This is a genomic window from Streptomyces sp. NPDC058470, from assembly GCF_042721055.1.
Taxonomy (GTDB): domain Bacteria; phylum Actinomycetota; class Actinomycetes; order Streptomycetales; family Streptomycetaceae; genus Streptomyces.
On sequence record NZ_JBHXMF010000008.1, the window covers coordinates 90,491 to 115,507 of the forward strand.

Genomic DNA, 25,017 nt, shown 5'->3' on the forward strand with positions numbered 1-25,017 from the left:
GTCAGCCTTCCCGGGCCGCGGCGCACACCGCGCGCGTGATCCGTGCCAGGTCCGTGTCGCCGGTGACGTAGGGCGGCATCGTGTAGACGAGGTCGCGGAACGGCCGTAGCCAGACCCCCTCGCGAACAGCGGCCCGCGTGGCCGCCCTCATGTCCACCTCGTGGTCGAGCTGGACGACGCCGATCGCCCCCAGGACACGTACATCCCGAACTCCTCGCAGCTCAAGGGCGGGCTCAAGACCCTCCCGCAGGCCCGCCTCGATCCGCTTCACCTCGGTCCGCCAGTCCTGACCGAGCAGCAGGTCGATCGAGGCGCAGGCTACGGCGGCGGCCAGCGGATTGCCCATGAACGTGGGCCCATGGGCCAGCACCGGGACCTCGCCCCGCGAGATCCCGTCGGCGACCCGTGTCGTACACAACGTCGCCGCCATCGTCATATAACCGCCGGTCAGCGCCTTCCCGACGCACATCACGTCGGGCGTCACACCCGCGAGCTCCGCCGCGAACAGCGCGCCCGTGCGCCCGAACCCGGTCGCGATCTCGTCGAAGACGAGCAGCACGTCGTGCGCGTCGCACGCCTCTCGCAGCACCCGCAGATACGCGGGGGAGTGGAACCGCATCCCGCCCGCGCCCTGCACCACCGGCTCGACGATCACGGCGGCCAGTTCGTCGGCGTGCCGCTCGATGAACGAGTGCAGCTGGTCCGCGTACGACTCCTCGTACGCGTCCGGCGGTGCGTCCGCGAAGATCTGCCGCGGCAGCACGCCCTGCCACAGCTCGTGCATCCCGCCCTCGGGATCGCATACGGACATCGGCTGCCAGGTGTCGCCGTGGTACCCGCCGCGCCAGGTCAGCAGGCGTTGCTTGGCGGGGCGGCCGAGCGAGCGCCAGTACTGGAGGCACATCTTCACGGCGACCTCGACCGAGACCGAACCGGAGTCGGCGAGGAAGACGTGCTCAAGCCCCTCGGGCGAGATGTCGACAAGGCGCTTCGCCAGCCGTACGGCCGGCTCATGGGTCAGCCCGCCGAACATGACATGGCTCATGCGCTCCAGCTGGCCGCGCGCCGCGGCGTTGAGCACCGGGTGGTTGTAGCCGTGGATGGCCGACCACCAGGACGACATGCCGTCGATCAGCTCGCCCGAGCCGTCCGCCATCCGCAGCCGTACGCCGCTCGCCGACTCCACGACGAGCGGTTCCTGCCGGCCGGGCATCGGCCCGTACGGATGCCACACATGCCGTCGGTCGAGATCGAGCAGCTCGCGTACGGACCCGGCCACGGGCAGGTCAGGCATTGGGCGCGAGATCCGTTCCGGCACCTCGACGGCGTACGGCGACGAGGTCCGTACGCGCCTCGGGCGACGTTTCCACGGAAGCCGAAGCAGAAGTGGAACCGCATGCTCCACCGCCTTCCTCGTGCGAACCGCAGCCCCCGCCCCCGGCAACCCGGTGCTCCGGCAAGGTCACCTCGCCCGCGCCCTCCACCTCGAACCCGGCGTCCGCGATCATGTCGAGGTCGGCCTGGCCGGCCTGGCCCTCGCTGGTGAGGTAGTCGCCGAGGAAGATCGAGTTGGCGAGGTGCAGGGCGAGCGGCTGCATCGTGCGGAGGTGGACCTCGCGGCCACCGGCGATACGGACCTCGGCGTCCGGGCAGACGAACCGGACCATCGCCAGGATCCGCAGGCACCTCTGAGGCGTCAGGTTCCACTCCTTGGCGAGCGGAGTGCCCTCGAAGGGGATCAGGAAGTTCACCGGAACGGAGTCGGGGTCCAGTTCGCGCAGTGCGTAGACGACATCGACCAGGTCCTCGTCGCTCTCGCCCATGCCCGCGATCAGGCCCGAGCACGCGGACAGGCCCGCCGCGTGCGCCTTCTGGACGGTGTCCACCCGGTCGGCGTACGTATGGGTGGTCGTGATGTCCCCGTACGTCCCCTCGGACGTGTTCAGGTTGTGGTTGTACGCGTCCGCGCCCGCCTCGCGCAGCCGCTCGGCCTGGCCGTCGCCCAGCAGGCCGAGGCAGGCGCACACCTCGACGTTCTCGTTCCCGTCCTTGATGGCCCTGATCGTGTCGGAGACCCGGTCCACGTCACGGTCGGTCGGACCGCGTCCGCTGGCCACCAGGCAGACCCGCTTGGCGCCGCCGGCCAGGCCTGCCGCCGCGGCCTTGGAGGCCTCGTCCGGCTTGAGCCAGGTGTACTTGAGGATCTCGGCCTTCGACCCCAGCCGCTGCGAGCAGTACGAGCAGTCCTCGGGGCACAGACCCGACTTGAGGTTGACCAGGTAGTTGAGTTTCACCCGTCGGCCGAACCAGTGCCGGCGCACCTTTCCGGCCGCGGCCACCACGTCGAGCACGTCGTCGTCGGAGGTGGCCAGCACGGCCAGAGCTTCGTCGCGGGTCGGCAGCTCGCGCCGAAGCCCCTTGTCCACCAGCGTGTTCAGCAGGTCCATGAGGTCCGATCCTGGCGTATGCGACCGCTCGCGGCCAAGGAGAGTTTGCACAACAGACGCGGTTCGACGTGTGGGGTATGTAACACGACCACCCCAGTACGTAGGGTCAACAGAGAGCATGGAAGACCAGGTCAGAGGCCCAAAGTCCGCATCTCGCCGCCGATTTGGTGAGAGACATGAGTGAGACGACAGGGCCAGTGGATCAGTATGGAGGGTTCCTACAACACCGCCGAAGGGGCTGGGTCTCCACGCATGTACGCGGAGAGGATGCCGATCGCGTCAACGGCTCCTGACCGTGCGATTCTGCCGTCCTCGCCCAATGCCCAGAACTCACCCTCCTCCAAGGGCACGTCCGCATCTTCGCTGAGATCCTCACAACGCGCTCCGGCCAGCACCTCAAAGACTGGATTACCGCCACCCGCGCCGAGGATCAACCCGAACTCCACACGTTCACCCCCGGCCTGGAGGAAGACTGGGACGCCGTCGTCCGGGGCCTCACCACCTGTTGGAACTCCGGTCCGGTGGAAGGACGGGTCAATCACATCAAAATGATCAAACGCCAGATGTTCGGACGCGCCAAGCTCCCCCTGTTACGCAAGCGCGTCCTCCTCACAGCAGCAGCAAACAGGTGACGCGGGAACCGGAGTGTCAGACCCTTGCGTCATGATCGCCAGCATGAACGAAGACACCTTCTGGCAGCTCATCGAGGAATGCAGGCCCGCAGGACCGGACCCTGACGCCGAGCAGCTTGCAGTCGCGCTGACCGAACACCTTGCCCAGTCCCCGGTCTACGTGGTCACCGGTTTCGCCGAGCAATTGTCATGGATGCTCTACCGTCTGGACCGCAAGGAGCTCGGACAGAACCTGTCCAGCGACGCCTTCCTCTACACACGCAGCGCCGTCGTCGCCGCCGGCCGTACGACATTCGAGAGTGTCCTCCAGGACCCTGCGGCCTTCGCCCCGTTCGCCACCGATCTCATCTGGGCCGAGAGCCTGCTCTACGCACCAGACCACGCCTACGAACGGATCACCGGCGAGGAATGGGACCGCAACACGCGCTACTCCTACGAGTCCCACATAAACACCGCCGGCTGGGCTGTCTGACCGCCGCCGCCCCTCTGGCGACATCGCCAAATCTCGTTGATCGCCCTCACGGAATTTGTGCCTGATCCCACTCGTGGATAAAGCCAGCCTTGCTTTGAGGAGATGCCAGCGCGGAGGCGATGAAACTGTCGAGCTCGTTGAATCCGTCAAAGGTGACCACTGCCACCTGCATGGCAGATCAACCGGTGCCGAAAGGACGGCTTGGAGGCCTTCATTAGGACGCCGCACCGGTGGTCACCTCCATGACCGGTGTCGACGTAACCGGACAGCGCTCGATGGAGTTCGTGACCGAAGCCGACGTCGTGCTGATCGGTAGCGGGGTGAAGGCGCGAGAGGTGGTCGCAGACGACCGGCTGATCGCCAGGCTGCCGTTCGACCCTTCGCGACAGCTGATCGGCGCGCAGTGCTCCGGCGCGCTGGTGCTCGCCCGGCTCGGATTGCTGGACGGCATGCCGGCTTGCACGGACATGAAGAGCCGCCCCTTTATGGAAGCCCGCAACGTCACGGTGCTGGACGAGCCGTTCCACGCCGAGGGGAACATCGCTACGGCGGGCGGTTGCCTGGCGTCCCAGTATCTCACCACGTGGGTGATCACCCGAATGCTCGGGGAGGACGCCGCGCGCGATGTCATCGAGTACGTGGCGCCGGTCGGCGAAAACTAGGAGAGCGTCGAGCGCGCCATGCGCGCGGTCCACGCGGGCGAGGTCGCACTACGCTGAGCGCCTCCGCGAATCAGCCCTCTGGACTGCCGCTCCGTCGGCCAAAGGGCCTTCTCGGCCCGGCCTTGGGGCGGCGGGCGCGGACGCCGATCCCGCTCCGATGCAGCCCTTGCTCAGGGACGTGGCCGATCGGCCTTTGAGTGGCCGTCGGTTGTGCGGTTCGGCCACGGAATCTGAGATCCCGCAACCGTGGAGCCGTAGGTTCTCAGGTCGCGTGTCACTCATCGAAGCTGTGACCTGCCGCTTGCCGGATGTCTCACGCTGGCGGCCGAGAACGCTCGCGACTGACTGGTCGAATGCATGGCGTCGACCGCGTCTTGGTCCGCGACTGTGGCATCGAAGAGCGCCGCAGTTGCCGCGCGGGCGGTTGTCGCGGCTGACGGGTCCCGGTCCATGCGCGCAGATACTCCGGCGCCGTCGTACAAGCAGCTCACCGCTCCGGGGGGCGTCCGCCGGAGCGGACACCCCCCGGAGCGGCTTACTCAGGATGAGCTCACCGGCACCTCACCCGCTTTGTCCGCGACGCCGACTTCCAGGAGAGCGGCGTCGGTTGTTCCGAGATAGACGAGGCTGGACGAGTCGAAGACCCAGGCGTAGCCCTTCGGGGTGCCGTCGAACGTAAGGCCGATACCCTGCCGCCCTGCGGCGTCCTCGACGTGGTCCACAACGCGCACTCCCGGGAGCTTGGCGGTGGCACGGTAGAGCGCGGCACTGAGGTCGGGCAGCAGGGTGGCGTCGTCGAGTATGGCTCCGAGGTTCTCGACGACCACTTCCGTGACGCGGCTCGATTCCACATTCTTGGCGTCGCCGGAGAGCTTCTTCAACAGCGCGTCGGGATCGGTGGGCAGAGCCTGAAGCTGCCGGAAGGTCAGGTATCCGGCGCCGATCATGGTCATTTCGTTCTTGTGGGAAGGGTCGGGTTCGCCCGTTGAGGACAGCCCGACGGACTTCCTCAGTCCCTCCCGGTTGCCGTCCACCGAATCCCATTGCTCTTGTCGGACGGTCCCCTTGTACGCCACCGGGGCCGTGGTGAACTCCTTGGTGTCCTTGGGGGGCGTCGCGGGCCAGCCCAACTCGTCCGACGACCCCTGCAACTTGGTGTAGATGTACTGGCCGTCGCGTACCGTGACCGCCGGGCGATCGGCCGCGGCCAGGGCGATCCGGTCCAGCAACTGCGTGGCCTTCTGGTGGTCGTCCCCGGTGACACCCGCGGCAGCTATGCCGCGCTTGCCGTCCTGCGCGCCGCCGACCGCCACCACGCCCAAGCCCACGACGGCGGCCAGTGCCAGCGGCGCTGCGAAAAGAACGAGGCGCCGCCCGGGGTGCCGGCGTGCGGGGGGCGCAGGTGATGCGCTCAGTGATGTGTTCGTCGCACCCGACTGCTCATGGGTGGTCTCGTTTGTGATGTGCTCCATCAGGTTTTCCCTCAGTACGCGGTGGCGGTCCTGCGCGAGCACCGGACGGCCCGGCGCGGGCAGCAACTCGGCCAGATCCTGGTACTCGACCGGCTGATCGCGCCGTCGCGGGTTGGTGTTCATCGCTTCTTCTCCTGCGTGGACCGAGCCGCCTGATGGCGGCTGACCGGTAACTGTCCGACCGTGGCTGGGCGTTGCACTCCGCTGTGCCCAGTGCCGCGTTCCGTGCCGCGGCTGCCGCCCGTGCCGTTGATACCGTCCGTGCTGCCGGTGTCGCCTGTGCCGGCCGTGCCGCCGTCGAGTTCGAGTTGGGTGAGCCTGCGCAGGCGTTTTCTCGCGCGCGAGAGCCGGGCCCGTACGGTGCCGACGGCCACGCCCAGGGCCTCGGCCGCCGTGGCGGCGTCCAGGCCCTCCCACACGCAGAGTGTGAACACCTCGCGCTCACCGCGACGCATCTTGCTCAACGCCTTCTGCGCGGCGGCCAGTTCCTCCGTGTCTGCGATGCGCTGTGTCACCTCGTCGGCGAAGTCCGGCACGGGGTCGGGGGGTGGGACTCTGATGAGCGCGGCCTGGTGTCTTCGCGCCGCCCGCGCGGTGTTGCGCGTGACGTTCGTCGCGATCCCCAGCAGCCACGGGCGCAGGCTGTCGTCCCCCGGAAGCACCCGCTCACGCAGCCGCCATGCCTCCAGGAAGGTCAGGGACACGATGTCGTCGGCCATGACCCAGTTGCCGGTCATCCGGACGGCGTGCCGGTGGACCACCGAAGCGTGCTCGTCGAAGAGTTGCCTGAACGCATCTGGATCCCCGGCTCGCACGCGGGCCCGCAGTGAAATCTCCACACTCCTCCCTGTCCTCTGCGCGGATCGCGCTGCGGTGATACGCGTCACACCGTGGCCGGACCGACAGTGCACAGAGCATCGGTGTTCCCGGGAAAGCGCCGAACGGCCTCCCTCAATGCGACACCGTCCAGGTGGGTGCGGCGTATCTCCTGAAGGAGCCCAGGACTGAACAACCAATCGGGGCGGTAGCCCGCCAGGAAGCGGATGTTCTCCAGCTCTGTTTCCGGCGGTTCGGTCCACACCTCGTAGCGTCACCCGCGTGTCATACGTGATGGCATCAGCCTGCTGTCTCAGACGCGTGTCATTTCTTCAGTTGCGTAGCTCTGACCTGGGTTCTTTCACGCTGTCTCGTGTCAGGTGTCATTTCCACGTGGCTCGTCGAGTCGGCAACCAGGTGTCGATGACGGCGCCAGCTCGTCGAGTTCGGTGAAGACGTGTCCCTTCAGGCCCATGGCCTGCGCGGCGAGCACGTTCTCCTCACGGTCGTCGATGAAGAGGAGGTCGGTCGGGGCAGCCCGCATGGCGACGACGCAGTGATGGAAGGCTGCTGGGGCCGGTTTCGCCGCTTTGATCTTCCCGGAGAAGGCAACGTGGTCCAGATTGTGCAGCCAGGGCTGCGCGGCGAGGAAGGCGTCCGCGTGATCCGAGGGGATGTTGGACAGCAAGTCGACCTCGGCGACATCGCAGAGGGCCCAGCGCGACGGCCAGCTGCTGGCAGCGCATGCCCTCCCGGCCCGCTTCCGACTCCAGCACCGACAGGATCCGCTGGTAGTCCGGCGCGAGGACCTGCGCCGCCATGCCCGCATCCCGCCGGGGCACCGTCGACCCCGCCACCGGCGCCCCGTGCCGACTCCCCGACCACGGAAGGTGGACTGGCCAGCACTTCGACCACCGTCGCCCGGGCATCCACCAGCCGCTGAAGCACATGTTCGGCATTGCCGAGCGCGGCCTGCACCCGCTCGGCCTCCTCCCGCAGCCGCGCGATCTCTTCCCGGACCCCCTTCTCCCGGGCCTCCAGCAGACCGAGCACCGACGGCACCAGCCACCTCCGTAAGCGAGAAGAACGGACGAACCACGCCCATCTTTCCCGCTACAAAGCGGAGTTCATGCCCACCCACCCCGAACCAATCGATCACGTTCGGAAAGCGGATGGCGTCTCAGTCGATGATGTGCAGCTGGATGTCGGGGTGGCAGAACGGGCACGCCGGCACCCCCTCCGTGGTGAGGAGACGGCGGGCTTCGTCGCGGTCGATCGCGCGGTGTTCTTTGCCGGTCATGCCGCACTCGCCGTCGTGGACCTGGAGCGGCTTGCCTGTACCTATGCTGAGTTGGACGACCCAGTCCGGGGGGCGCGGCACGGTTGCGGCGGCCGCGATCCACTTGGGCCTGCCGCTTCTGGACACAGGTGATCTTGCCGTCGGTACGCTCCAGCCACAGGGCGAGCCAGATCCTCAGAGCGTTCAGTCGCACCAGGTCGGGCGGCAGATCATCGAACATACTTCCGATCCTGGATCGATGGAGTCAGGTTGCCTACTCGCGTGTTCGAATACTAGTTCTATAATGTGGGGCTGGAGGAGGTGGGCGCCATGACGGCTGGAGTTCAGGCGCGAGGGGTGTCGAGTGTGATGCACGTGCGCTGCCCATCTGCCGGAGGACAAGTTCCGGCAGGTCTTGGAGCTGCTGGCGGAGCTCTCACGGTGAAGGGCAAGCTGGAGCCGTTGCGCGGGAAGCTCCGCAAACTCGATGACCGCGGCTGGCTGCGGAAACGTCCCGACGGGAAGTTCACCGTTCGCCTGTGACCCGCCGTGATACCGGTCTCGGAGCCGCGGTCCGGCCGTAACCACGATGCCCCCGGCGACCGTTGGAATTGTGTGACGAATACCAATAGAGCACGCCGAGAGCACCGTGTCCCATGTGTATCAGTGCCGTCTGTCGCTGTCCGCGCGGTCCGTCAACCACCTCGCAGACCTGCTCAGGCGTCACCTGAAGGCGATAGGTTCGAGGTGGCGGACCCGAACTCCGAGGAAAATCGCCGTGATCGTGCTGGCCGTGCTCCGGCACGACCAGCGGCTAGCCGACATGGCCGGCGGCAACGACATCTCCGCCACCACCGTCCGCCGCTGGCGCGACGAGATGATCTCTCTGCTCGCTCCGCAGGCCCCGCGCCTGGACCGCGCCCTGAAGAAGATCGCCAAGCGGGGCGGGGAAGTCATCCTGGTCGACGGCACCCTTGTACCCACCCAGCGCCGCACCGGAAAGCGAACCGCCCGAACTACTCCGGCAGACACCACACCCATGGCCTGTACTTCCTCGCCCTGACCGACGAGAAGGGCCCCCTGATCTGGATCTCCGCGGCCCGGCCCGGCCGCACCCACGACATCACCGCCGCCCGCCGCGACCACCTCCTGGCCCAACTCCGCGCCGCCGCCCTCGGAGCCCTCGCGGACCTTGGCTTCCTCGGACTGGACGACGACCCGGACGACCCCGTGGTCGTCACCGGCTTCAAGGCCACCCGCTACCGCAAGCTCACCACCTGCGAAAAGGACGCCAACCGGGCCCTGGCCGCCGGACATGCCCCCGTCGAACACGGCTTCGCGCACCTCAAGAACTGGCGCACGCTCACCAAGCTCCGCACCGACCCCGCCCGCGCCACCCACCTCCTGCGCGCACTGCTCGTCCAGACGAACCTCGAAGTCCACCGCGGACAAGTGACAGGTGATCTTCGGCGCAGACAACCGCCCACGATCAGCACCCCGACCGGACATCACGGAAGGCCACTTGACCAGCGACTTTCAAGATAGCGCAGGCTCACTGATGACTTCCAGTCCAGCAAATGGAAGGCTTTCGCCGTTGTGGACAGAGTTCGACCTCACGTGTGGCGAGGCGGGGGATTGGCGAATGTCAGGAAACGCATTGTTGCTGCTGTTGGCCGCCGGCTTCGGCGCGTGGGCGCTGGTGGAGGCGGTCTGGTACGCGACAGGGTTCACCTCGGACCCGGTGGCGCGCTCCGTCGGCTCCCGGGTCGTGCGGGTCGACGTACCGCCGCCCGAGACGGATCGAACGCACGGCCTGCCGGTGGCCGTGGCCTTCCAGGACCCGTCGACTGCGCAGGAGCTGACCCTGCGAACGGCCGGCGGGAAGAACGGCGCGCTGTACGTCGCCTGGGCGGGCCGGCCGGTCTGGGTGCGTTTCCCGTCGGGAGAACCCTCCCGGTTCCGCGTGCAGAGCTCGCCGGTCAGCAGGGGACAGGAGCTGGCCGGCGCGTTCTGGGCCGCGGTGCTCTGTGCGGCCGTCCTGCTCGTGCGTTTCACGACCGTCCAGCACCACAGTTACGGCTGGGCCCTGCTCGGTTTCGGCGATGGCCTGACCGTCCTCCTCGCATGCGCCTGCGTCGGCGCCATCCGGCGGCGAGGGCGTCGCCGGGCTCTGCTCGACGGTGCACCGACCGTTCCCGCTGAGGTCGTCTCCCTCATGCGCGACGCCCACCACAACGAGGAAATCACCACATACACCTACACCGCCGTCGTCACCTTCATCACGCACGAGGGTTTGACGGTCATCGGCATCGGCCCCGCCGGCCTGACCCACCACGACGACGTCCCCCTCGGGACCCGGCTGTCCGTCCGCTACAGCCCCGAGGACCCCGCGACCTTCGCCTTCGCCCCACCCTACGATTCCGATCCTCACCGCACGGTGATCGCGTGGATCGTCGTGACGATCGCCTGGGGCGCGATCGTGACGCTGGCCGGCATGCACGCTCTACTCTGAGCCCCACAAGACGGGCCGGGCGGTCGGTTCCGCGGCGACGCCCACCCCGCGCACAGCCCCGCGCTCGCCCCGAACCCGACCAGTCGCCGTCGACTGGAACGGTGGCCTTGGCATTTCGGTAAGTCGACCTGCCCACACTGTCGCTGGTCGCGGGTCCGGTGTACACGGGCGGGGTGCCCGGACTGGCTGCGGACGGATGACTCCCGTCAAGATCGCCTGCCCGTTCGGCCGGGGACGTCCTCGGGTTCTGCTGCGCTCGCCGCAGTGCCGCTCCTACGATCCGTCACCGGGCCGGTACGCCACGGGATCGCGGGGAGGGTGTGCGGCAAGCTGGAGCCGTCGCGCGCCATGATGACCGAGCTCGCCGACCGCGGCTGGCTGCACAAACGCCCCGACGGAAAGTTCACCGTCCGCCCGTCACCGCGATCTGGTCCTGCCCAACACCCGGTCGGGGCCGTAACCGGGTTGCCCCCTGCCGCCGTTGGAATTGTGTGACGAAAACCAATGATCCCGCCGAGGGCACCGTTTCGCTTGGCTACCAGTGCCGCCTGTCGTTGTCCACGCGGTCCGTCAACCACCTCGCCGACCTGCTCAGGCGCCACCTGAAAACGATAGGTTCGCGCTGGCGGGCCCTGCCGCCCGGGAGGTCGCCGTGATCGTGCTGGCCGTGCTCCGCCACGATGAGCGCCTGGCTGACATGGCCAGCGGCAACCAGGTCTCCGCCAGCACCGTCCGCCGCTGGCGCGACGAGGTGATCGGCCTGCTCGCCGCGAAGGCCCCGCGTCTGGACCGCGCTCTGAAGAAGATCGCCAAGCGGGGCGGGGAGGTCGTCCTGGTCGAAGGCACCCTCGTCCCCACCCAGTGCCGCACCGGAACCGCCAACCGGAAGAACTACTCCGGGAAACACCAACGCCACGGCCTGCACTTCCTCGCCCTCACTGACGAGAAGGGCCGCCTGATCTGGATCTCCGCGGGCCGGCCCGGCCGCACCCACGACGCCACCGCCGCCCACCGCAACCAGCTCGTCGAGCACCTGAAGGCAGCGAGCCTCGGCGCACTCGCCGACCTCGGCTTCCTCGGCGTCGACAAGCCTGACGACCCCGATGACCTGGTCATCGTCACCGGCTTCAAGGCCACCCGCGTCCGCAAACTCAGCCCCGGCCAGAAGGAAGCCAACCGGATCCTGGCCGCCGGACGAGCCCCGGTCGAGCGCGGCTTCGCGCACCTCAAGAACTGGCGGACCCTCACCAAGCTTCGCAACGACCCCGCCCGCGCCACCCACCTCCTGCGTGCCCTGCTCGTCCTGACCAACATCGAAGTCAGCCGCTGATGTCACGCTGACAAACGATCTACACCCCAGACTGCCGCTGACGACCAGCGCGAGCAACCCGAACGACCTCCACGGAAGGACCCCTGAACAGCGGAAATCAAGATGGCGCTACCTCAGTAGATCGCCGCAATGGCGTCCTGGCAGCTGCGGGCGGGCCGGAAGCCATAGGACCTCGGCTCGACCCGCGCTTCCCACTCAGGTTCCAGCGCGTTCTTCACGCGGGCCTGGAGCACCCGGTCACGGATGACCGGGATACCGAGTGGTCGCTGTTTCCCGTTGCTCTTCGGGATGAACACTCGCTTGACCGGCCTGGCCTGCCAAGGCTTCGACGACCGCTGAACGGAGGCCGCCAACCTCCCCCTCGCCTCAGGAGTGAGGGCGAGGTGCCCGTCGATGCCAGGGGTCTTGCGGCCACTGCTTTGCTGCGTGACCCGCTTCACGCTGATCAGCGTGTTGCTGCGGCTGCGCAGCATGAGCTTCTGCAAGTTACGGACCTTCTCCAGGTCCCCTTCCTGCGTCGCCTTGAAGATCCTCTGCCTCAAACGCCGTACGTTCTCTTCGCACTGAGCCCAGTCGATGCAGTGCCAGTCGAGAGTCCCGTCCTCGGGTCCGTTCCCCGCAGCCGCATGGGGCTCAGCCTTGGCTGTGTCCTGCATGTGCGCCTCCGGTGTCTAACTTGTCCCTTGGTTCCGGTGTCTTTGCGTCGGAGCCTTCAAAGGTTCACCTGACCCACGTGGGCGCCCTTTCAGGCCGGGCCCCAGGGCCCGTATCCGGCGAGTTGTACGGGAGCGGGTGAAGACCCCAGCTTCCCGTTTTCCTCTGGCCTTTCGGCCCGCCGACATTCGCTTCTTGGGTCATCCTGTTCCCGCCGGGGAGTTCAACTCTCCTTACGGCCGGCCTACCAGGCCGTTGGCCTGGACCCCGACGGGGTTTCCACGTTCCGCACCAGGAAGATGCGGCTGGGGAGGGCGCCCTCTCTACCCCGGGACCAGCGGTATCCGCCCCTGGAATGAGATCCCCAGGGGGCGCTCCGTGCCTTCCAACACGCGGGTCCTACGACTGCCGCATACACGCCATCGCGCAGCCTCAACCTCACGGGGCATGATCAAGGGTTCACTTTCGTTCGCCCGTCCAACCTTCCCCTCACCTGTAGCTCCTCGATGGCCGAGGTGCCCTTGGGCTTGAACGCTCAGCTCCACCCCGCCGTTGCCAGCGACGCATGTGAGCGCGGGGACGAGCCTGGATACTGGCTCGAAGTCCAGCCCTCTATCTCTCCTTCATCTGGCTGTCCTTACTTCTCTGGTGCGACTTCGTGTCGCACTCTCCGGAGGTTGGTTCCACAAGGTCCTTGAACGCCAACTGCGCTGGATCGCAGGCTAGGTTGATGCGACTCCAGGCAGCATCAACGTGGATGAGGAGCAAGGAGTTCCCTCCCAGTTCGAAGAAGGGGTCGAGCACACCGACCGGTTCATCTTCAACACGGTGCGCCACACACTCGCCCATGCGGCGCTCCCGCCCTGGAGATCCGCGACAACTTCGATGACCAGCGGTCGCGAGGTTCTCCAGCGCGGGGACCGGGACGGCGCAGGACGGTGGCGCTGTGGTCAGTACAGCTGGGAGGCGGAAGGCGTCACAGCCCGTTGCCGGTCCGCTGTGGTGTAGGCGAAGTTGAGGACTGTACGGCGCGGGCCGGGGCGGCGCAGCGGGGTGACGCGGTGGACGGTGGTGTCGCTGCGCAGCAGGTAGCCCTCGCCGTGCCGGTGCTGGGCCCGGCGGACGGTGTCGGTCTGCAGGGTGTCCAGGTCGATGGTGTGGGGGACGTATTCCAGCAGTCCGCCGTGGGCGGGGTCGGCTGGTGCTTCGGTGAACAGCACCAGAGCCAGGGGGTAGTCGTCGGTGTGCGCGACGTGGGTGTCTCCTTGCTGGTGGAGGCTGTTGATGACGTGCCGTTCGAGCGGGTCACTCACCGGGACGGCCTGAATACCCGCGATCCGGCCGAACAAGCCGAGCAGGTGCTCGTCGCGGTACAGCTGCAGGATCAGTTCGGACTCCCGGGCGATGACGTGGCCGCCGAGGGTGGTCATGTGGCGGGGCGAGCGATCCGTGCATCCATGGCGAAGTCCCGCCGTACGGCAAGTTTTCCTAGCCGTCGCACCTCGCCGTCGAGGACGGGCAACACCTCGGGTGGCATCAGCGCGGGCAGGGGCAGGGGCAGGTAGCCGTCGGCGGCGAAGCGGTCTCGCAGGGCACAGGTGTACTCAGGTAGGGACAACACGGACACGCCTTACCCGGCTCCTCCCGCGACCATGCCGTCCGGTCGCGCGATACCTCGTCCCACCGCACCTCGCCGTTGGACCCAGGAACAAGGCCGGCCGACGACATCGAACGAGACGGGACGCCCGGCGCCCGGCGGCGATCAGCCAACCGATCCGCCCGACGGGCTGCGGCCCCTGCCTTCCCCGGATACCGGCCGGGAACCGGGGAACCGACTTCGCTGCGAGGCCCGTCACTTGGGTCCGCTGCGCCGGGTGCACGCCTTGGAGCGTTTCCGCAGCTCACGCCACGGATGACAGGTTTGCGGCGGCGTTGTGACTCGTTCGTGTGGACACCTCTCCGGCCCTCTATTCGTCACTTTGCGCATCCGATTAACTTCTCTACGCGACGGAATGACTTTGGTGTCAACCTCAACGACACGGTCGCAATGGGCGTACCCGACAACGGGCCGGAATCCCACAGCCCCGACGTGCGACGCGAACCGACCGCACCCTGCGGCAGCAACCCCAACACCATCACGATGCCCACCGCCGCGACCGGCCGGGGCCGTTAGGCCGGGCATGAAGATCCGTACCGTGCTGGCCGCTGTCCTCGCCGCGGCCGCGCTGCCCCTGGCCCTCCCTGGGAACAGCACCGCAGCGCCCGCTCCCACTCCTGAGATCCTGGTGAAGACCGCGCAGGGACTCGCCGCCTGTCCCACCGCGCACCTGTGCCTTTACGAACACGAGCAGTACAACGCCTCCGGGCCTGCCCGGATCTGGCTCTTCGGGAACAACGGGGACGCCCGGCAAGTCGAGTACAACCTCGACGGCCGGCCGCCCGCGCGCAAGGGCCGCTCCGCCTACAACAACACCAAGCTCTACCTGGTCAACCTGCGTGACCAGTGGACTCTCAACCAGAGCACCGACCTCATCTCCATCAGCCCCGGCCGCAAGCTCGCCAACCTGAGCGATGTGACCGAGGACAACGGCGGACGCCGCCTCATCTCCCACACCACCACCGCCCAGGGCGAGGACGTCTACAAGTTCGAGCACGCGTCCGTCCGCATGAACGACCGCGCGGGCTCCATCGGGCTCCTGAAGCTCACCACCGACAAAGAGTTCATCGGGAAAGAACTCCACAGCGGCTGGGAGAAGTAGCGAAGGACGAAAGGCCGGCCGGGGGATGCACTCTCTGCGGCAGGATCGAACAGCCTGTAACGAGTAGCTAGTGCTGTGACCGGGAACGTTCGCCGGGGTCAGCTCGATCAGTCCGATCGTGCTGCTTCCCACCTCCATGAGGTTTGGCGAGGGAGGCCGTCGAGTTCTCCGCGGCCGGTGCACCAGAGGAGTACCTGAGTGGGGTCTCCGGGCGGGGCGGCGGGGAAGAGCCGGTTGAGTACTGCTGCGCTCAGTGGTGCTGGTGGCAGCCAGTTCACGGACAGTCCCTGCGTGATGTCGTAGGCGTGCAGCAGGATTTCGGCGACGCCCATCGCGGCGAACCCTTCGGGGTCGCACGGGCCCCAGTGCCAGGCCCTCAGGGTCGGGTTGGCTGTGGCCAGGGCGCTGCTGAGCAGTCCGCCGCAGGCGGTGACGGCCTGGAGTACTTCGGCGGGCGAGGCAGTGGGGCGAACGTTCAGGTCGATGGGAAGGTAGGCGTCGGTGGGCTGTGCTGCCAGCTGCCCTGCGTAGGCCAGCAGGTCGTGGCCGATGTGGGCTGCTGTTTGCCAGCAAGTCCATTGGAGTGGCCCCGCTGGCACCGTCCAGTCCTCGGCGGTATGGGGGCCGAGTACTCGCAGCATCTCTGCCACGGCGGCGTCGACGTCTTTGTGGTCCATGCAGAGCTCCTTGCGGTCCGTGTGGTGGGAGTGGGCTGCGCCGGTTGTCGATCCTTCACGCCGCCGGGCATCTGGCACGTCCGCCCCAGCGGATGCCCTTCTCGCTGCGGATGCGGGCATGCTCTCGGCGTTGTGCGGCGAGTACGTCGGGATGGCGGGCGTTGGCATTGCGCCAGCGCAGGTAGCGGTGCAGAGCCCGGGTCTGCGCGGGATGGCTGCGATGGTGGGAGTTGGCCAGGGTGAACTGCCGCAGCGGGCCGAAGTGGGCCTCGATCGGGTTGGCCCAGGAGGCGTAGGTCGGGGTGAAGTACAGCTCAACCTTGTTCTTCTTCGCCCAGCGGCGGATGTCCGCGCCGGTGTGGGCGGAGAGGTTGTCCAGGATGATGTAGATCGGGGCGCCGTCGGGGCAGGCGGCGCGGATCGACTTCAGCGCGGCCAGGGTGTTGGCGGTGCCTTTGCGGCGGCGGTTGACGCCCCACAGCTGGTCGTCGCCGACGGAGTAGCAGCCGTGGAAGTAGGTGACGCCATGGGTGCGGTAGTACATCGCCGGCAGGCGGTCGTGCTTGCCCTGCTTCGCCCAGCAGGAGCCCGCGGTGGGCCGGATCCCCAGCGGCCCGAACTCGTCGAAGGCGAACACTCGGTCCGGGAAGCGTCCCTTCACGTGCTCGATGCGGTCGAGCTTGGCGTCACGCTCGGGGTCGGGCGATTCCTTCCAGGTCTTGGTGCGCTGGAAGGTGATGCCACGGCCCTTGGGGCGGCTCGTGACGCACTCGGCAAGTTGGCTTCCCTGGACGCGGCCGTGAGAAGCGATCTTAGATCTAGGGTGTGATAGTCGCTCTGACCTGGTGCTTCTCCTTGCTTGATAAAACCAGGTGTGGGTATTGCCACATCCTGGGTGGCTGGGACGGCCGCTAGGGTCTGTGCACTGCCTACAAAAGCCACGGCCCACAAAGAACCGCGGCATACAGAAACCACGGCTCGCACGAACACCGGTGGCACAACTCCCGTCCCTCCGGTCCGGAGGAGGACCCATGGCGTTCGGCTGGATCGACGAGCAGGCTCAGGCGCGCCGTCGGGCCGGACTCGTCCGCACCCTGCGCCCGCGCCCCGCCGACTCCCCCCTGCTCGATCTCGCGAGCAACGACTACCTCGGACTCGCCCGCCACCCGGAGATCACCGAGGCCGCCGGGGCCGCCGCGCGGACATGGGGAGGCGGAGCCACCGGTTCCCGGCTCGTCACCGGCACCACCGAGCTCCACGGCGAACTCGAACGCGAGTTGGCCGACTTCTGCGGCTTCGAGTCCGCGCTCGTCTTCTCCTCCGGATACGCGGCCAACCTCGCCGCCGTCACCGCGCTCGCGCCGCACGGCTCCCTCGTCGTCTCGGACGCGGGCAACCACGCATCGCTGATCGACGGCTGCCGACTGGCCCGTGGCACCACACAGGTCGTGGCGCACACCGACCCCGAGGCCGTACGCAAGGCGCTCGGCACCCACAAGGGACCCGCCGTCGCCGTCTCCGACGCGGTGTTCTCGGTGGACGGGGACGCGGCGCCGCTGGCCGATCTCGCCACCGCCTGCCGGGAGTTCGAGGCCGGGCTGATCGTCGACGACGCGCACGGACTCGGCGTGCTCGGCGACGGCGGCCGGGGCGCTCCGCAGGCGGCGGGCCTCGCGGGCGCCCCGGACGTCGTCGTGACGGTCACGCTGTCCAAGGCGCTGGGCAGCCAGGGCGGCGCCGTCCTCGGCCCCGCACCGGTGATCGACCACCTGGTCAACGCGGCGCGCACCTTCATCTTCGACACCGGTCTCGCGCCCGCGGCGGCGGGCGCGGCCCTCGCGGCGCTGCGACTGCTGCGCCGCGAGCCGGAGCGTGCGGCACGGGCCCGCGCGGTCGCGACGGCGCTCCACAGCGGCCTGACGGCCGAAGGCCTGGAAGCGGTACGACCGGACGCCGCCGTCGTCTCCGTGCGTGCGCCGTCCCCCGAACGGGCCGTGCGGTGGGCCGCCGACTGCCGCGAGGCGGGGCTCGCTGTCGGCTGCTTCCGCCCACCGTCCGTGCCCGACGGCATCTCCCGGCTGAGGCTGACCGCACGCGCGGACCTCACCGACGTACAGATCGAGCACGCGGTACGGGTGATCGGCGCAACCCGATGATGCTCGGTCCGGCGCGATGACGCTCGGTCCGCTCCGACGACGGCCAGCGCGGTCCGATGACGGTCAGCTCAGTCCGGCGATGAATCCCTCCCAGGTGGCAGGGGTGAACAGCAGGGCGGGACCTGCCGTGTTCTTGGAATCGCGGACGGCCACGAGTCCGGACCAGGGTCCTGGTCCCGGCCGGGCCGTCTCGACGCAGTTGTTCATTCCCGTACTACGGCTGCTGCGCAGCCAGCGCACGTCGTGCAGAGAAGTACTGGAAGGTACGTACCGAGGCAGTGCAGACATGGTGCCTCCTTACGCGCCGTCACCTATCACGGCGATGTAATCCAATGAGTCCTCGGGCGAAAGGGCTTGGATCTGAAGGGCGTTGAAGGCCTCGCTGTAGGCCTCTAGGTCTTCTTTCCGTTCGAGATAGAGGCTACTCGTCAAGTGGTCTAGAACAACTACATCCAGATCAGATGTGTTCGGAAAGGAGAAGATAACGAAAGGTCCTGTGACTCCGATGTGAGCCCCGGCGCCGAACGGCAGAACCTGAAGCCGCACTTGGGGCAGGGTGGCGGCCTCCCGCAGCCGGTGCAGCTGGCGAGCCATGACCTCCGGGCCGCCGACATCCCGGCGCAGCACCGCCTCGTCCAGAACAGCGCTCAGTTTCAGCGGCGGATTCGAACGCAGCACGTCCTGCCGGGCCAGGCGCACCTCGACCAGCGTGTCGAGCTTGCCGTCCTCAAGTCCCCCTACGGCGGCCTGCGTCACCGCACGGGCGTACTCGGGTGTCTGCAGCAACCCCGGCACCACGGACGTCTCCAGCGTGCGCATTCCGCTGGCCTGGGACTCCAGACTGATGAAATCGCGGTACGTCGGGGGCAGGACACCCCGGTAGGCGTGCCACCAGTGGTGCCGTCCGTCGCCCTCAGCGCCCGCCAGTACGACCAGGAGATCCCGTAACTCGGGTTCCTCGACGGCGTACGCGTCCAGGAGCCGTTCCACGTCGGGGGGTTTGACGCCGCTGGTGCCGGTCTCGATCCGGCTCACCTTCGACTGGTGCCAGCCCAGGAGGCGGGCCGCCTCGCCGCTGGTGAGACCCGCGCCGACGCGCAGCGAGCGCAGCTCGGCACCGAGCTTGCGGCGGCGTACTGCGGGACCGTTCTGCATGGCCGTACTCCTTACTCCTTCCGGGCCGCCCAAATACGGTCCTCCGTCGCAGAGTTCACCGCTTCGAGCGACAGATATATGCATATCTCGGTGGATCGCACCCGTGACAGGCCTGGTAATGGCAGTCTGGCGCGAAGCACCAGTCCGGGACCGTACTCGAACCATCCGCTCCGTGTCGGACCCCGGTCCCGTGGGAAAGGGACGACCGCGCCATGGCAGACCACCAGGAAGCATCCGTCACTCTGCCGAGCGATCCAGCCTCGGTCTCCGCGGCCCGGAAATTCGTCGCCGAAGTGCTGGCGGAATGGGGCCTGCCGAGTGACTCCGAAGTCGCCGACACCGTACGCCTGATCGTGTCCGAACTGGCCACCAACGCCGTTCAGCACACTTTCGGGCAATCACCCACCTTCAGAGTGGACGTCCGCCTCGACCGGGACGAACACCTGCGCCTCGGCGTCACCGACAGCCACCCGCGATTCCCCAAGCGACTGCCCGCCGCCGTCCAGCAGGACAACGGGCGCGGCATGGTGATCATCCGCTGGCTGACCGCGGAGTGCGGCGGCAGGCTTACCGTCCGGCCCACCCGTGAAGGCGGCAAGACCATCTCCATCGAACTGCCCTGGACGGCGCCGGCCGAGCCGGTGGTGACAGCCGGGGGGCCACAGGAGTCCTGAGGGCCGTGGAGACGGGCAGTGGCACTGTGCTCACTCTGCGGGGTCCGATCCTTCTCCTCGGCCCTCGGTGGCGGACGTGACGTAGCGCCGCACCAGCCGGGGCAGGACGCCCCACAGCATCAGACAGACAGCCAGAGTTCCCGCGCCCGCGGCGATCCCGGCGCCGCGCCCCAACGTCACGTCGACGACGAGAAGCACCGATCCGGTGAACGCCAGCATCAACACGTACAGGCCGACGTGGGTCAGCGAGGAGGCGACCCGCACGATGGCGGGTTTGGCGTTCTGCTGGAACAGCGCCCGGTGCAGGGCGGCGGGCGCCGTGAAGAGGGCGGCGGCCAGGAACGCGAGCAGCAGCGTCGTGACGTAGATGGCCCGCTGTGTCGTGTCGAGCGACGGGAAGCGCTGGGTGAAGGCCAACGTCAGCAGGAAGGCGAAGAGGATCTGCACGCCGGTCTGGGTGACCCGCAGTTCCTGGAGGAGCTCGGCGAAATTGCGGTCGGCGCGCTCCAGCGGCTTCTCGTCGCGCTCCGTGCGGGGGCGTTGTTCCACCATGGTGGACGAGTAACCGGTCCGTCCCGTTTCAAGCCCTGTTTCACGTCCCGTAGGGGGTGGCGGCGTGCGCCGCCACCCCCCACGGACGGGTCAGCTGACCCGCCCGTACCAGACGCTCTTCGTCCAGATCTTCTGGAGCTTCACGACCTCCCCCGACTTCGGGGAGTGCCAGATCTTTCCCTTCCCGGCATAGATGCCGACGTGGTACACGCTCCGGCCCGAGTGGAAGAACACCAGGTCTCCGGCCTTGCGTTTCGAGGCGGAGACATGGTGCGTCTTGTTGTACTGCGCCGCGGCCGTACGAGGCAGCTTCTTGCCCGCCTTCTTGTACGAGTAGAGCGTGAGCCCGGAGCAGTCGAAGCGGCGCGGCCCAGCGGCCCCGTACTTGTACGGGGAGCCCTTCTTGGAAGCCGCGACGTGAAGTGCCTTCGTCGCCAGGGTGGCCGCCTCGGCGTCGGATGCGACGCCCGGGACCACGAGGCTGCCGCCCACGGCGGCGATGGTGAGAGCCGAGGCCGTCCCGGCCCTCGTCCACAGCGACGGGACACGATTGAGCGCAGTCATGCGCAACCCTTCGTCAACCGCCTGTGAAGGATGACCTGTCGGATTCGGGCTGGCGAAGTAGCCCGGCCGCGTGGTGCGGCTTCACCCCAAGGACCGCCCGGATCTCTCCGGCGGCCCGTCGTGCTGGGTCCTCCACTCCTGCCGATGCACATCTGTCGACCGGTCATCCGGGCGGCGGCAGGACTCGGCGTCCGCCCGGACCGCCCCGCCGGTGCGGCGGGGGCTTGTCGTCGGAAGGGATCTTCACGCATCGATGTCGGAAAATCCGAGCGGAATCGGTGATTTGTGGGCTTACTCACCACTCACCCGTTCGGGTGGACACGCGGCCGTTCGAGCGAGTGTCCAGAGGTCCGACGACGCCCGTACCAGCAACGGAGGGCTCAGATACGCATCGACGCTACGCGCGTTGCGCAACTTCTCCGCGCCGTAGGAATGACCCGCGTCTACGCCAACCGGGGGTACACCATTCGGGCCGTTTGAAGCCCGGGCCGGACGCCTCGCGGAGGGGCGTGTACGGCGGCCCGGGGGCGTGGGTGCGTCAACGGGCCGGCGTGTGTGGCGGCCCCGGGGGCGTGGGTGCGTCAACGGGCCGGCGTGTGTGGCGGCCCCGGGGGTGGGTGCGTCAACGGACCGGTGTGTGCGGTGGCCCCGGGGGTGGGTGCGTCAGGGGACCGGCGTGTGTGGCGACCCCGGGGTGGGTGCGTCAAGGGACCGGCGTGTGCCGCGGCCTGGGGGCGGATGCGTCAACCGACCTGCGCGGCTGCGTCAATTCTCGACAACGGGCGGCAGGGCGACGCGGGCCGCCCGCCGCTCGCCGTCCAGGACGCGCAGCGCCTGTGCCAGGGTCGGGGCGTGCACCTCGCTCTCGCCCCGCTGATGCATCAGCGTGAGGGCGTCCCGCAGCGCCGTCGCCTTGGCCACCAGCGCCTGAGCGGCCCTCAGGCCTCGGTAGGTGTCACCGGGGCGGGCCGGGTTGATGCGGCCGAGCAGGTCGACCACGTCCAGGTAACGGTCTATCAACTCGGCTTCCGCGCGCGTCAGCGCGGGCAGCGGGGGTAGTTCGGGTGGGACCATCGGCCGCTCACCTCGCGCCGGGTGTGGGCAGAGGAGCCTTGCGGCTCGGGATGACCCCGTCGATCAGTCCGTACGCCAGCGCCGCCGGCGCGTCCAGGATCTTGTCCCGTTCGATGTCCGCGGCGACTCGCTCCGGACTCTGACCTGTGTGCCGCACGAGCATCTCCTCCAGCATCCTCCGAGTACGCGTCAACTCCTCGGCCCGGATGGCCAGATCAGAAGCCTGCCCCTGGATCGGCTCGGGAAACGACGGCTGGTGGATCAGGACGCGGGCACCCGGCAGGGCGAACCGTTTTCCCGGCGTGCCGCCCGCCAGCAGCACGGCCGCTGCCGACGCGGCCTGCCCGAGGCAGATGGTCTTCACGTCGCAGGCGACGAACCGCATCGTGTCGTAGAGGGCCGTCATCGCACTGAACGAGCCGCCGGGGGAGTTGATGTACAGCGAGATGTCCCGGTCCGGCTCCAGGTGCTCCAGGTGCATGAACTGCGCCATCACGTCGTTCGCCGAGGTGTCGTCGATCGGCGTCCCGAGGAACACGATCCGCTCCTCGAACAGCTTCGAGTACGGGTCCAGCGTCCGCTGGCCCGAACTCGTGCGTTCGGTGAATTCGGGCAGGACATGACGGGCGGACGGGTTGTCCATGGCGCGTGCCTCCTCCGGGCGACCTGATCGACCCCTGATCGACCCCTGATCGGCGTCTGATCGGTGTCTGATCGGTGTCTGATCGGTGTCTGTAAAAAATGTACAGGACGTACGGTTGCTCGGTGGGGAGATCGCTCTCAGCGGAAGGCGTGTGGGCCCGGTCTAAGCTGGAGGGCATGGCCTACGAGATTCCGGTGACGCAAGCCAGGGCTGAGCTCGCCGATCTGATCAACCGCGTGGTGTACGGCGGTGAGCGCGTCGTCGTGACGCGGCACGGGAAGCCTCTCGTCGCCCTGGTCTCCGCCGCCGACCTGGAACGCCTCGAAGCACTCCAGGACCCCGCGGCCGAGCAGGTGGTCAGCTCCTACTCCAGCGTCCGCGAGACCGCGCCCGCTCCGCGCGAGCGACAGAGATTCGGCATCGCGGCGGAGCACCGGGGGCCCAACGTGTCGTAGGCGCCGGGCCGTTCGGCGGGAGCGGTGGTCGGAAGGCTGGGGGAGCAGTCGGACGGCTGGGGCGGTAGCCGGAAGGCGCAGCGGTAACCAGAGGGCGAGGCAACAGCCTGAAGGCGGGGGTCGGTGTGCCGACTAGTTGGCATACCGCCCCCGTCTCCGTACGTTCGGCTGTGAGAAGAGACGCACGCTGTCCCTGCGGGTAGCCCCGCTTGCGTGAGGTGGCGCGGAACCAGTGCGCCGAACCTGGCCGGCGTGGCCGCCCCTGCATGAAGAGGCGCGGCACCTTGACCCGCCCCCACGACACCCCGCCTGAGCGGCACGCGATCCCGTGCCCCCGGCGAACGGAACCGACCCTGCGCACCCGCCTCAGCGGCCGGTCCGGCCAGCCGCCCGCGGCCAACTCCTCCCCGCACAGCCCGTGGTGAGCGTCCGTCCCCGCAGCAGGCCGACAACCGCGCGACCCCTTGTCGGTTCACCAGCACGGGCTCCCGCGCGGTGACCGTCTCGATGGTGGCCGAGCCACGTCGCTTGAGCATGTCGCCCAGCAGTACCGCTCCCAGGCCGAGCGTGGCCCACCAGGCCAGGGGTCAGCGCGGGCCCGGTCGCGGCGGCGCCGTTGAAGAACGACACCGAGCGCAGGAGTGACGCACCAGCGCCCGGCGGCAGCCACTGGCCGATGGTTCCGACCGGCTCGGGGCAGCATCTCCTGGGCGGAGGACGCGCCGGAGAAAGAGTTGCCGAGCAGGACGGCCAGAAACGCGCCGAGCGCGATGCCGCGCGGTCCGACGAGCGCCGCGAGCCCGGCGACGGCGCCACTCACGGCCAGCGTCGACAGACTCAGCGCGCCGGCCTCGGCCCACCAGTTGCCGGTGAGGACACCGAGCCAGCTGTGTGTGAGCGTGGCGGTCACCAGGCCGACCAGGACGGCGGAGCCGGTCGGCGGGCCTACGGCGCGGAGGCCGCGCAGCCCGAGCAGGGTCACGATGGATCCCGCGGCCACCCCGGCCAGCCCCATTGGAGAGCACGCTCAAGGTCAAGCGCCGTGCCTCGCGGATCTTCCGCCGGGGCGGGGACCACGTCGACGGTGGTGGCGCTCGTGCCCTCCGGGGCCTGTCCGGCCACCGCTTGCTGGAGCAGCTGGGCGACGAGCGGGCTCGCCGCGGACGCGGCCAACAGCTTGGGTCCCTGAGCGGTGGCGACGATCGCGCCGTATACGGTCCGGCCCTCGACGACGTCCCGGGCGGCGGCCTCGTCGGCGTAGTGGTGGATCTCGAAGGCGCCGTCCTGCTGGACCAGTTGCTTCTCGATCGGCGCGGTCGCGGTCGCCGGACCAGCCACCCCCAGAGGCAGGTCGCGGGGTGCGGTACGGGCGGCGGGCCACGCGAAGGCCCAGAGCGCGAGTGCCACCAGCACAGGGATCAGCACCATCACGGCGGCCATGTTGCGGCGTCGGCAGGGGGAGCGGCAGGGGGAGTGGGGGCGGAGGACATGGGAGGTCTCCCTTGTGGCGAGCGGTACGAGTAAAAGAAGGATCGTTCGTTTTAGGAATGCTCTTCGATGCAGGACGTGCCGAAGGAGGTCGACCTCTCGGCCGGGGCCGTATACCGCTGCTTCAGCGGCAAGGAGGAGCTGATCGGCGCCATCGTCACCGAGGTACTCGACGAGGTTTGTGACACGTTCGAGGAGGGCGCCCCGCAGAGCCCGCCGCCACCGCCCGATGTGCTCGTGGGGTGGGTCCTGACCAAGATGCTGGACAAGAGGCCGGGTCTGACCGACGAGGGGGCGTCGATCCTCCCCCGGCTGATCATCCAGGTCTGGGCCGAAACCCTGCGCAACGCAACGACCACTTGTCGACGGTCATCAACGACGGGTACGCCAAGGTCAGAGGGGAATGGATCAAGGTGGTCGAGGCCTATCAGGACGCGGGCATGATGCGGGACGACGTGGCGCCCGAGAGCGTCGCGCGCATCATGATCGCGCCGGCTCAGGGGTACCTGGCGCAGATGGCCCTTTTCGGCGCATGCCCGTCTCG

27 protein-coding genes, 5 pseudogenes and 1 riboswitch are annotated in these 25,017 nt (G+C 68.3%); of the genes and pseudogenes, 13 read left to right on the forward strand and 19 right to left on the reverse strand.

Translation table 11 applies throughout. The features are described from left to right. Position 1: 1 nt before the first annotated feature. The gene (locus tag ACFWP7_RS08295) at positions 2-1,294 is read right to left on the reverse strand and encodes an adenosylmethionine--8-amino-7-oxononanoate transaminase (protein WP_384377957.1); all 1,293 of its coding nucleotides are present in this window, start codon (positions 1,292-1,294) and stop codon (positions 2-4) included. Then, positions 1,287-2,447 carry a biotin synthase BioB gene (gene bioB / locus ACFWP7_RS08300; RefSeq protein WP_384377960.1) on the reverse strand — a complete coding sequence of 387 codons (1,161 nt, stop codon included), beginning with the start codon at positions 2,445-2,447 and terminating at the stop codon, positions 1,287-1,289. The genes ACFWP7_RS08295 and bioB overlap by 8 nt, the downstream gene beginning before the upstream one ends. A 368-nt stretch (positions 2,448-2,815) precedes the next feature. Between bioB and ACFWP7_RS08305 the strand changes: the two genes are divergently transcribed. Further along, on the forward strand, positions 2,816-3,079 hold the full coding sequence (locus ACFWP7_RS08305; protein ID WP_384378245.1) for a transposase: 264 nt from the start codon (positions 2,816-2,818) through the stop codon (positions 3,077-3,079). Positions 3,080-3,122: 43 nt separating this feature from the next. Beyond that, on the forward strand, positions 3,123-3,551 hold the full coding sequence (locus ACFWP7_RS08310) for a DUF4240 domain-containing protein (protein WP_384377963.1): 429 nt from the start codon (positions 3,123-3,125) through the stop codon (positions 3,549-3,551). A gap of 82 nt (positions 3,552-3,633) precedes the next feature. Here ACFWP7_RS08310 and ACFWP7_RS08315 read toward each other — a convergent pair. Then, positions 3,634-3,723, reverse strand: a pseudogene (locus ACFWP7_RS08315) (AraC family transcriptional regulator); the annotation flags it as partial. On the opposite strand from ACFWP7_RS08315, the pseudogene ACFWP7_RS08320 reads away from it, so the two are divergent. Continuing rightward, positions 3,711-4,213 (forward strand): annotated as a pseudogene (locus tag ACFWP7_RS08320) (DJ-1/PfpI family protein). The pseudogenes ACFWP7_RS08315 and ACFWP7_RS08320 overlap by 13 nt on opposite strands. A gap of 539 nt (positions 4,214-4,752) precedes the next feature. Here the strand turns inward: ACFWP7_RS08320 and ACFWP7_RS08325 are convergent. From ACFWP7_RS08325 to ACFWP7_RS08335, 3 genes are all read right to left on the reverse strand, one after another. After that, positions 4,753-5,808 (reverse strand): CU044_5270 family protein, encoded by a 1,056-nt coding sequence (locus ACFWP7_RS08325; RefSeq protein WP_384377966.1) that lies wholly within the window; start codon positions 5,806-5,808, stop codon positions 4,753-4,755. Continuing rightward, positions 5,805-6,524 carry an RNA polymerase sigma factor gene (locus ACFWP7_RS08330; protein WP_384377969.1) on the reverse strand — a complete coding sequence of 240 codons (720 nt, stop codon included), beginning with the start codon at positions 6,522-6,524 and terminating at the stop codon, positions 5,805-5,807. The genes ACFWP7_RS08325 and ACFWP7_RS08330 overlap by 4 nt, the downstream gene beginning before the upstream one ends. Positions 6,525-6,877: 353 nt before the next feature. Next, positions 6,878-7,189, reverse strand: a complete 312-nt coding sequence (locus tag ACFWP7_RS08335) for an HAD-IA family hydrolase (protein ID WP_384377972.1) — start codon at positions 7,187-7,189, stop codon at positions 6,878-6,880. Between the two features lie 131 nt (positions 7,190-7,320). Between ACFWP7_RS08335 and ACFWP7_RS08340 the strand changes: the two genes are divergently transcribed. Beyond that, entirely contained in the window at positions 7,321-7,578 is a 258-nt protein-coding gene (locus ACFWP7_RS08340; protein ID WP_384377975.1) for a hypothetical protein, read from the forward strand. A gap of 103 nt (positions 7,579-7,681) precedes the next feature. On the opposite strand, the gene ACFWP7_RS08345 is transcribed toward ACFWP7_RS08340, so the two are convergent. Then, the gene (locus ACFWP7_RS08345; RefSeq protein WP_384377978.1) at positions 7,682-7,927 is read right to left on the reverse strand and encodes a DUF6233 domain-containing protein; all 246 of its coding nucleotides are present in this window, start codon (positions 7,925-7,927) and stop codon (positions 7,682-7,684) included. A 631-nt stretch (positions 7,928-8,558) separates the two neighbouring features. Between ACFWP7_RS08345 and ACFWP7_RS08350 the strand changes: the two genes are divergently transcribed. The 4 genes from ACFWP7_RS08350 (at position 8,559) to ACFWP7_RS08365 (ending at position 11,622) form a co-directional block, all read left to right on the forward strand. After that, entirely contained in the window at positions 8,559-8,843 is a 285-nt protein-coding gene (locus tag ACFWP7_RS08350) for a hypothetical protein (protein ID WP_384378254.1), read from the forward strand. Next, the gene (locus tag ACFWP7_RS08355; protein ID WP_384378248.1) at positions 8,825-9,325 is read left to right on the forward strand and encodes a transposase family protein; all 501 of its coding nucleotides are present in this window, start codon (positions 8,825-8,827) and stop codon (positions 9,323-9,325) included. The genes ACFWP7_RS08350 and ACFWP7_RS08355 overlap by 19 nt, the downstream gene beginning before the upstream one ends. 97 nt (positions 9,326-9,422) lie before the next feature. Continuing rightward, positions 9,423-10,292, forward strand: a complete 870-nt coding sequence (locus ACFWP7_RS08360; RefSeq protein WP_384377981.1) for a DUF3592 domain-containing protein — start codon at positions 9,423-9,425, stop codon at positions 10,290-10,292. A 652-nt stretch (positions 10,293-10,944) separates the two neighbouring features. Beyond that, the gene (locus ACFWP7_RS08365; RefSeq protein ID WP_384377984.1) at positions 10,945-11,622 is read left to right on the forward strand and encodes a transposase family protein; all 678 of its coding nucleotides are present in this window, start codon (positions 10,945-10,947) and stop codon (positions 11,620-11,622) included. Positions 11,623-11,738: 116 nt separating this feature from the next. On the opposite strand, the pseudogene ACFWP7_RS08370 reads toward ACFWP7_RS08365, so the two are convergent. The 3 genes and pseudogenes from ACFWP7_RS08370 to ACFWP7_RS08380 form a co-directional block, all read right to left on the reverse strand. Then, positions 11,739-12,278, reverse strand: a pseudogene (locus ACFWP7_RS08370) (reverse transcriptase N-terminal domain-containing protein); the annotation flags it as partial. Between the two features lie 948 nt (positions 12,279-13,226). After that, positions 13,227-13,706 carry a hypothetical protein gene (locus tag ACFWP7_RS08375; protein WP_384377987.1) on the reverse strand — a complete coding sequence of 160 codons (480 nt, stop codon included), beginning with the start codon at positions 13,704-13,706 and terminating at the stop codon, positions 13,227-13,229. Next, positions 13,703-13,903, reverse strand: coding sequence for a hypothetical protein (locus tag ACFWP7_RS08380; protein WP_384377990.1), 201 nt, complete (start codon positions 13,901-13,903; stop codon positions 13,703-13,705). The genes ACFWP7_RS08375 and ACFWP7_RS08380 overlap by 4 nt, the downstream gene beginning before the upstream one ends. 553 nt (positions 13,904-14,456) lie before the next feature. Here ACFWP7_RS08380 and ACFWP7_RS08385 point away from each other — a divergent pair. Further along, positions 14,457-15,035 (forward strand): peptidase inhibitor family I36 protein, encoded by a 579-nt coding sequence (locus ACFWP7_RS08385; RefSeq protein ID WP_384377993.1) that lies wholly within the window; start codon positions 14,457-14,459, stop codon positions 15,033-15,035. Positions 15,036-15,142: 107 nt separating this feature from the next. Here ACFWP7_RS08385 and ACFWP7_RS08390 read toward each other — a convergent pair whose 3' ends face one another. After that, positions 15,143-15,712, reverse strand: a complete 570-nt coding sequence (locus ACFWP7_RS08390; protein ID WP_384377996.1) for a maleylpyruvate isomerase N-terminal domain-containing protein — start codon at positions 15,710-15,712, stop codon at positions 15,143-15,145. Positions 15,713-15,767: 55 nt separating this feature from the next. Further along, positions 15,768-16,457 (reverse strand): annotated as a pseudogene (locus tag ACFWP7_RS08395) (IS630 family transposase); the annotation flags it as partial. Positions 16,458-16,743: 286 nt separating this feature from the next. On the opposite strand from ACFWP7_RS08395, the gene ACFWP7_RS08400 reads away from it, so the two are divergent. Next, positions 16,744-17,868, forward strand: coding sequence for an 8-amino-7-oxononanoate synthase (locus ACFWP7_RS08400; RefSeq protein ID WP_384377999.1), 1,125 nt, complete (start codon positions 16,744-16,746; stop codon positions 17,866-17,868). 63 nt (positions 17,869-17,931) lie between these two features. On the opposite strand, the gene ACFWP7_RS08405 is transcribed toward ACFWP7_RS08400, so the two are convergent. Together ACFWP7_RS08405 and ACFWP7_RS08410 are read right to left on the reverse strand one after the other, a co-directional pair. Further along, positions 17,932-18,156 carry a DUF397 domain-containing protein gene (locus ACFWP7_RS08405; protein WP_384378002.1) on the reverse strand — a complete coding sequence of 75 codons (225 nt, stop codon included), beginning with the start codon at positions 18,154-18,156 and terminating at the stop codon, positions 17,932-17,934. Positions 18,157-18,165: 9 nt separating this feature from the next. Next, positions 18,166-19,023, reverse strand: a complete 858-nt coding sequence (locus ACFWP7_RS08410; protein WP_384378005.1) for a helix-turn-helix domain-containing protein — start codon at positions 19,021-19,023, stop codon at positions 18,166-18,168. A 212-nt stretch (positions 19,024-19,235) separates the two neighbouring features. On the opposite strand from ACFWP7_RS08410, the gene ACFWP7_RS08415 reads away from it, so the two are divergent. Continuing rightward, positions 19,236-19,697, forward strand: coding sequence for an ATP-binding protein (locus ACFWP7_RS08415; RefSeq protein WP_384378008.1), 462 nt, complete (start codon positions 19,236-19,238; stop codon positions 19,695-19,697). Between the two features lie 30 nt (positions 19,698-19,727). Here the strand turns inward: ACFWP7_RS08415 and ACFWP7_RS08420 are convergent, their stop codons facing one another. The 4 genes from ACFWP7_RS08420 to ACFWP7_RS08435 form a co-directional block, all read right to left on the reverse strand. Then, positions 19,728-20,249: a DUF6328 family protein gene (locus ACFWP7_RS08420; protein WP_384378011.1), complete on the reverse strand. Its 522-nt coding sequence runs from the start codon at positions 20,247-20,249 to the stop codon at positions 19,728-19,730. A gap of 90 nt (positions 20,250-20,339) precedes the next feature. Beyond that, a complete protein-coding gene (locus ACFWP7_RS08425; RefSeq protein ID WP_384378014.1) occupies positions 20,340-20,813 on the reverse strand; it encodes a C40 family peptidase in 474 nt (157 codons plus the stop codon). Positions 20,814-20,816: 3 nt separating this feature from the next. After that, a riboswitch (cyclic di-AMP (ydaO/yuaA leader) is annotated at positions 20,817-20,981 on the reverse strand. A gap of 597 nt (positions 20,982-21,578) precedes the next feature. After that, the gene (locus ACFWP7_RS08430; protein ID WP_384378017.1) at positions 21,579-21,887 is read right to left on the reverse strand and encodes a hypothetical protein; all 309 of its coding nucleotides are present in this window, start codon (positions 21,885-21,887) and stop codon (positions 21,579-21,581) included. Positions 21,888-21,894: 7 nt separating this feature from the next. Then, positions 21,895-22,530 carry an ATP-dependent Clp protease proteolytic subunit gene (locus tag ACFWP7_RS08435; protein ID WP_384378021.1) on the reverse strand — a complete coding sequence of 212 codons (636 nt, stop codon included), beginning with the start codon at positions 22,528-22,530 and terminating at the stop codon, positions 21,895-21,897. A gap of 176 nt (positions 22,531-22,706) precedes the next feature. Here ACFWP7_RS08435 and ACFWP7_RS08440 point away from each other — a divergent pair, with 176 nt between their 5' ends. After that, complete coding sequence (locus ACFWP7_RS08440; RefSeq protein ID WP_384378024.1) at positions 22,707-22,985, forward strand: type II toxin-antitoxin system Phd/YefM family antitoxin; 279 nt, start codon at positions 22,707-22,709, stop codon at positions 22,983-22,985. 491 nt (positions 22,986-23,476) lie between these two features. Here the strand turns inward: ACFWP7_RS08440 and ACFWP7_RS08445 are convergent. Then, positions 23,477-24,425 (reverse strand): annotated as a pseudogene (locus tag ACFWP7_RS08445) (ABC transporter permease); the annotation flags it as partial. 126 nt (positions 24,426-24,551) lie between these two features. Here ACFWP7_RS08445 and ACFWP7_RS08450 point away from each other — a divergent pair. Continuing rightward, the gene (locus ACFWP7_RS08450; protein WP_384378027.1) at positions 24,552-24,917 is read left to right on the forward strand and encodes a TetR/AcrR family transcriptional regulator; all 366 of its coding nucleotides are present in this window, start codon (positions 24,552-24,554) and stop codon (positions 24,915-24,917) included. Positions 24,918-25,017 lie beyond the last annotated feature (100 nt).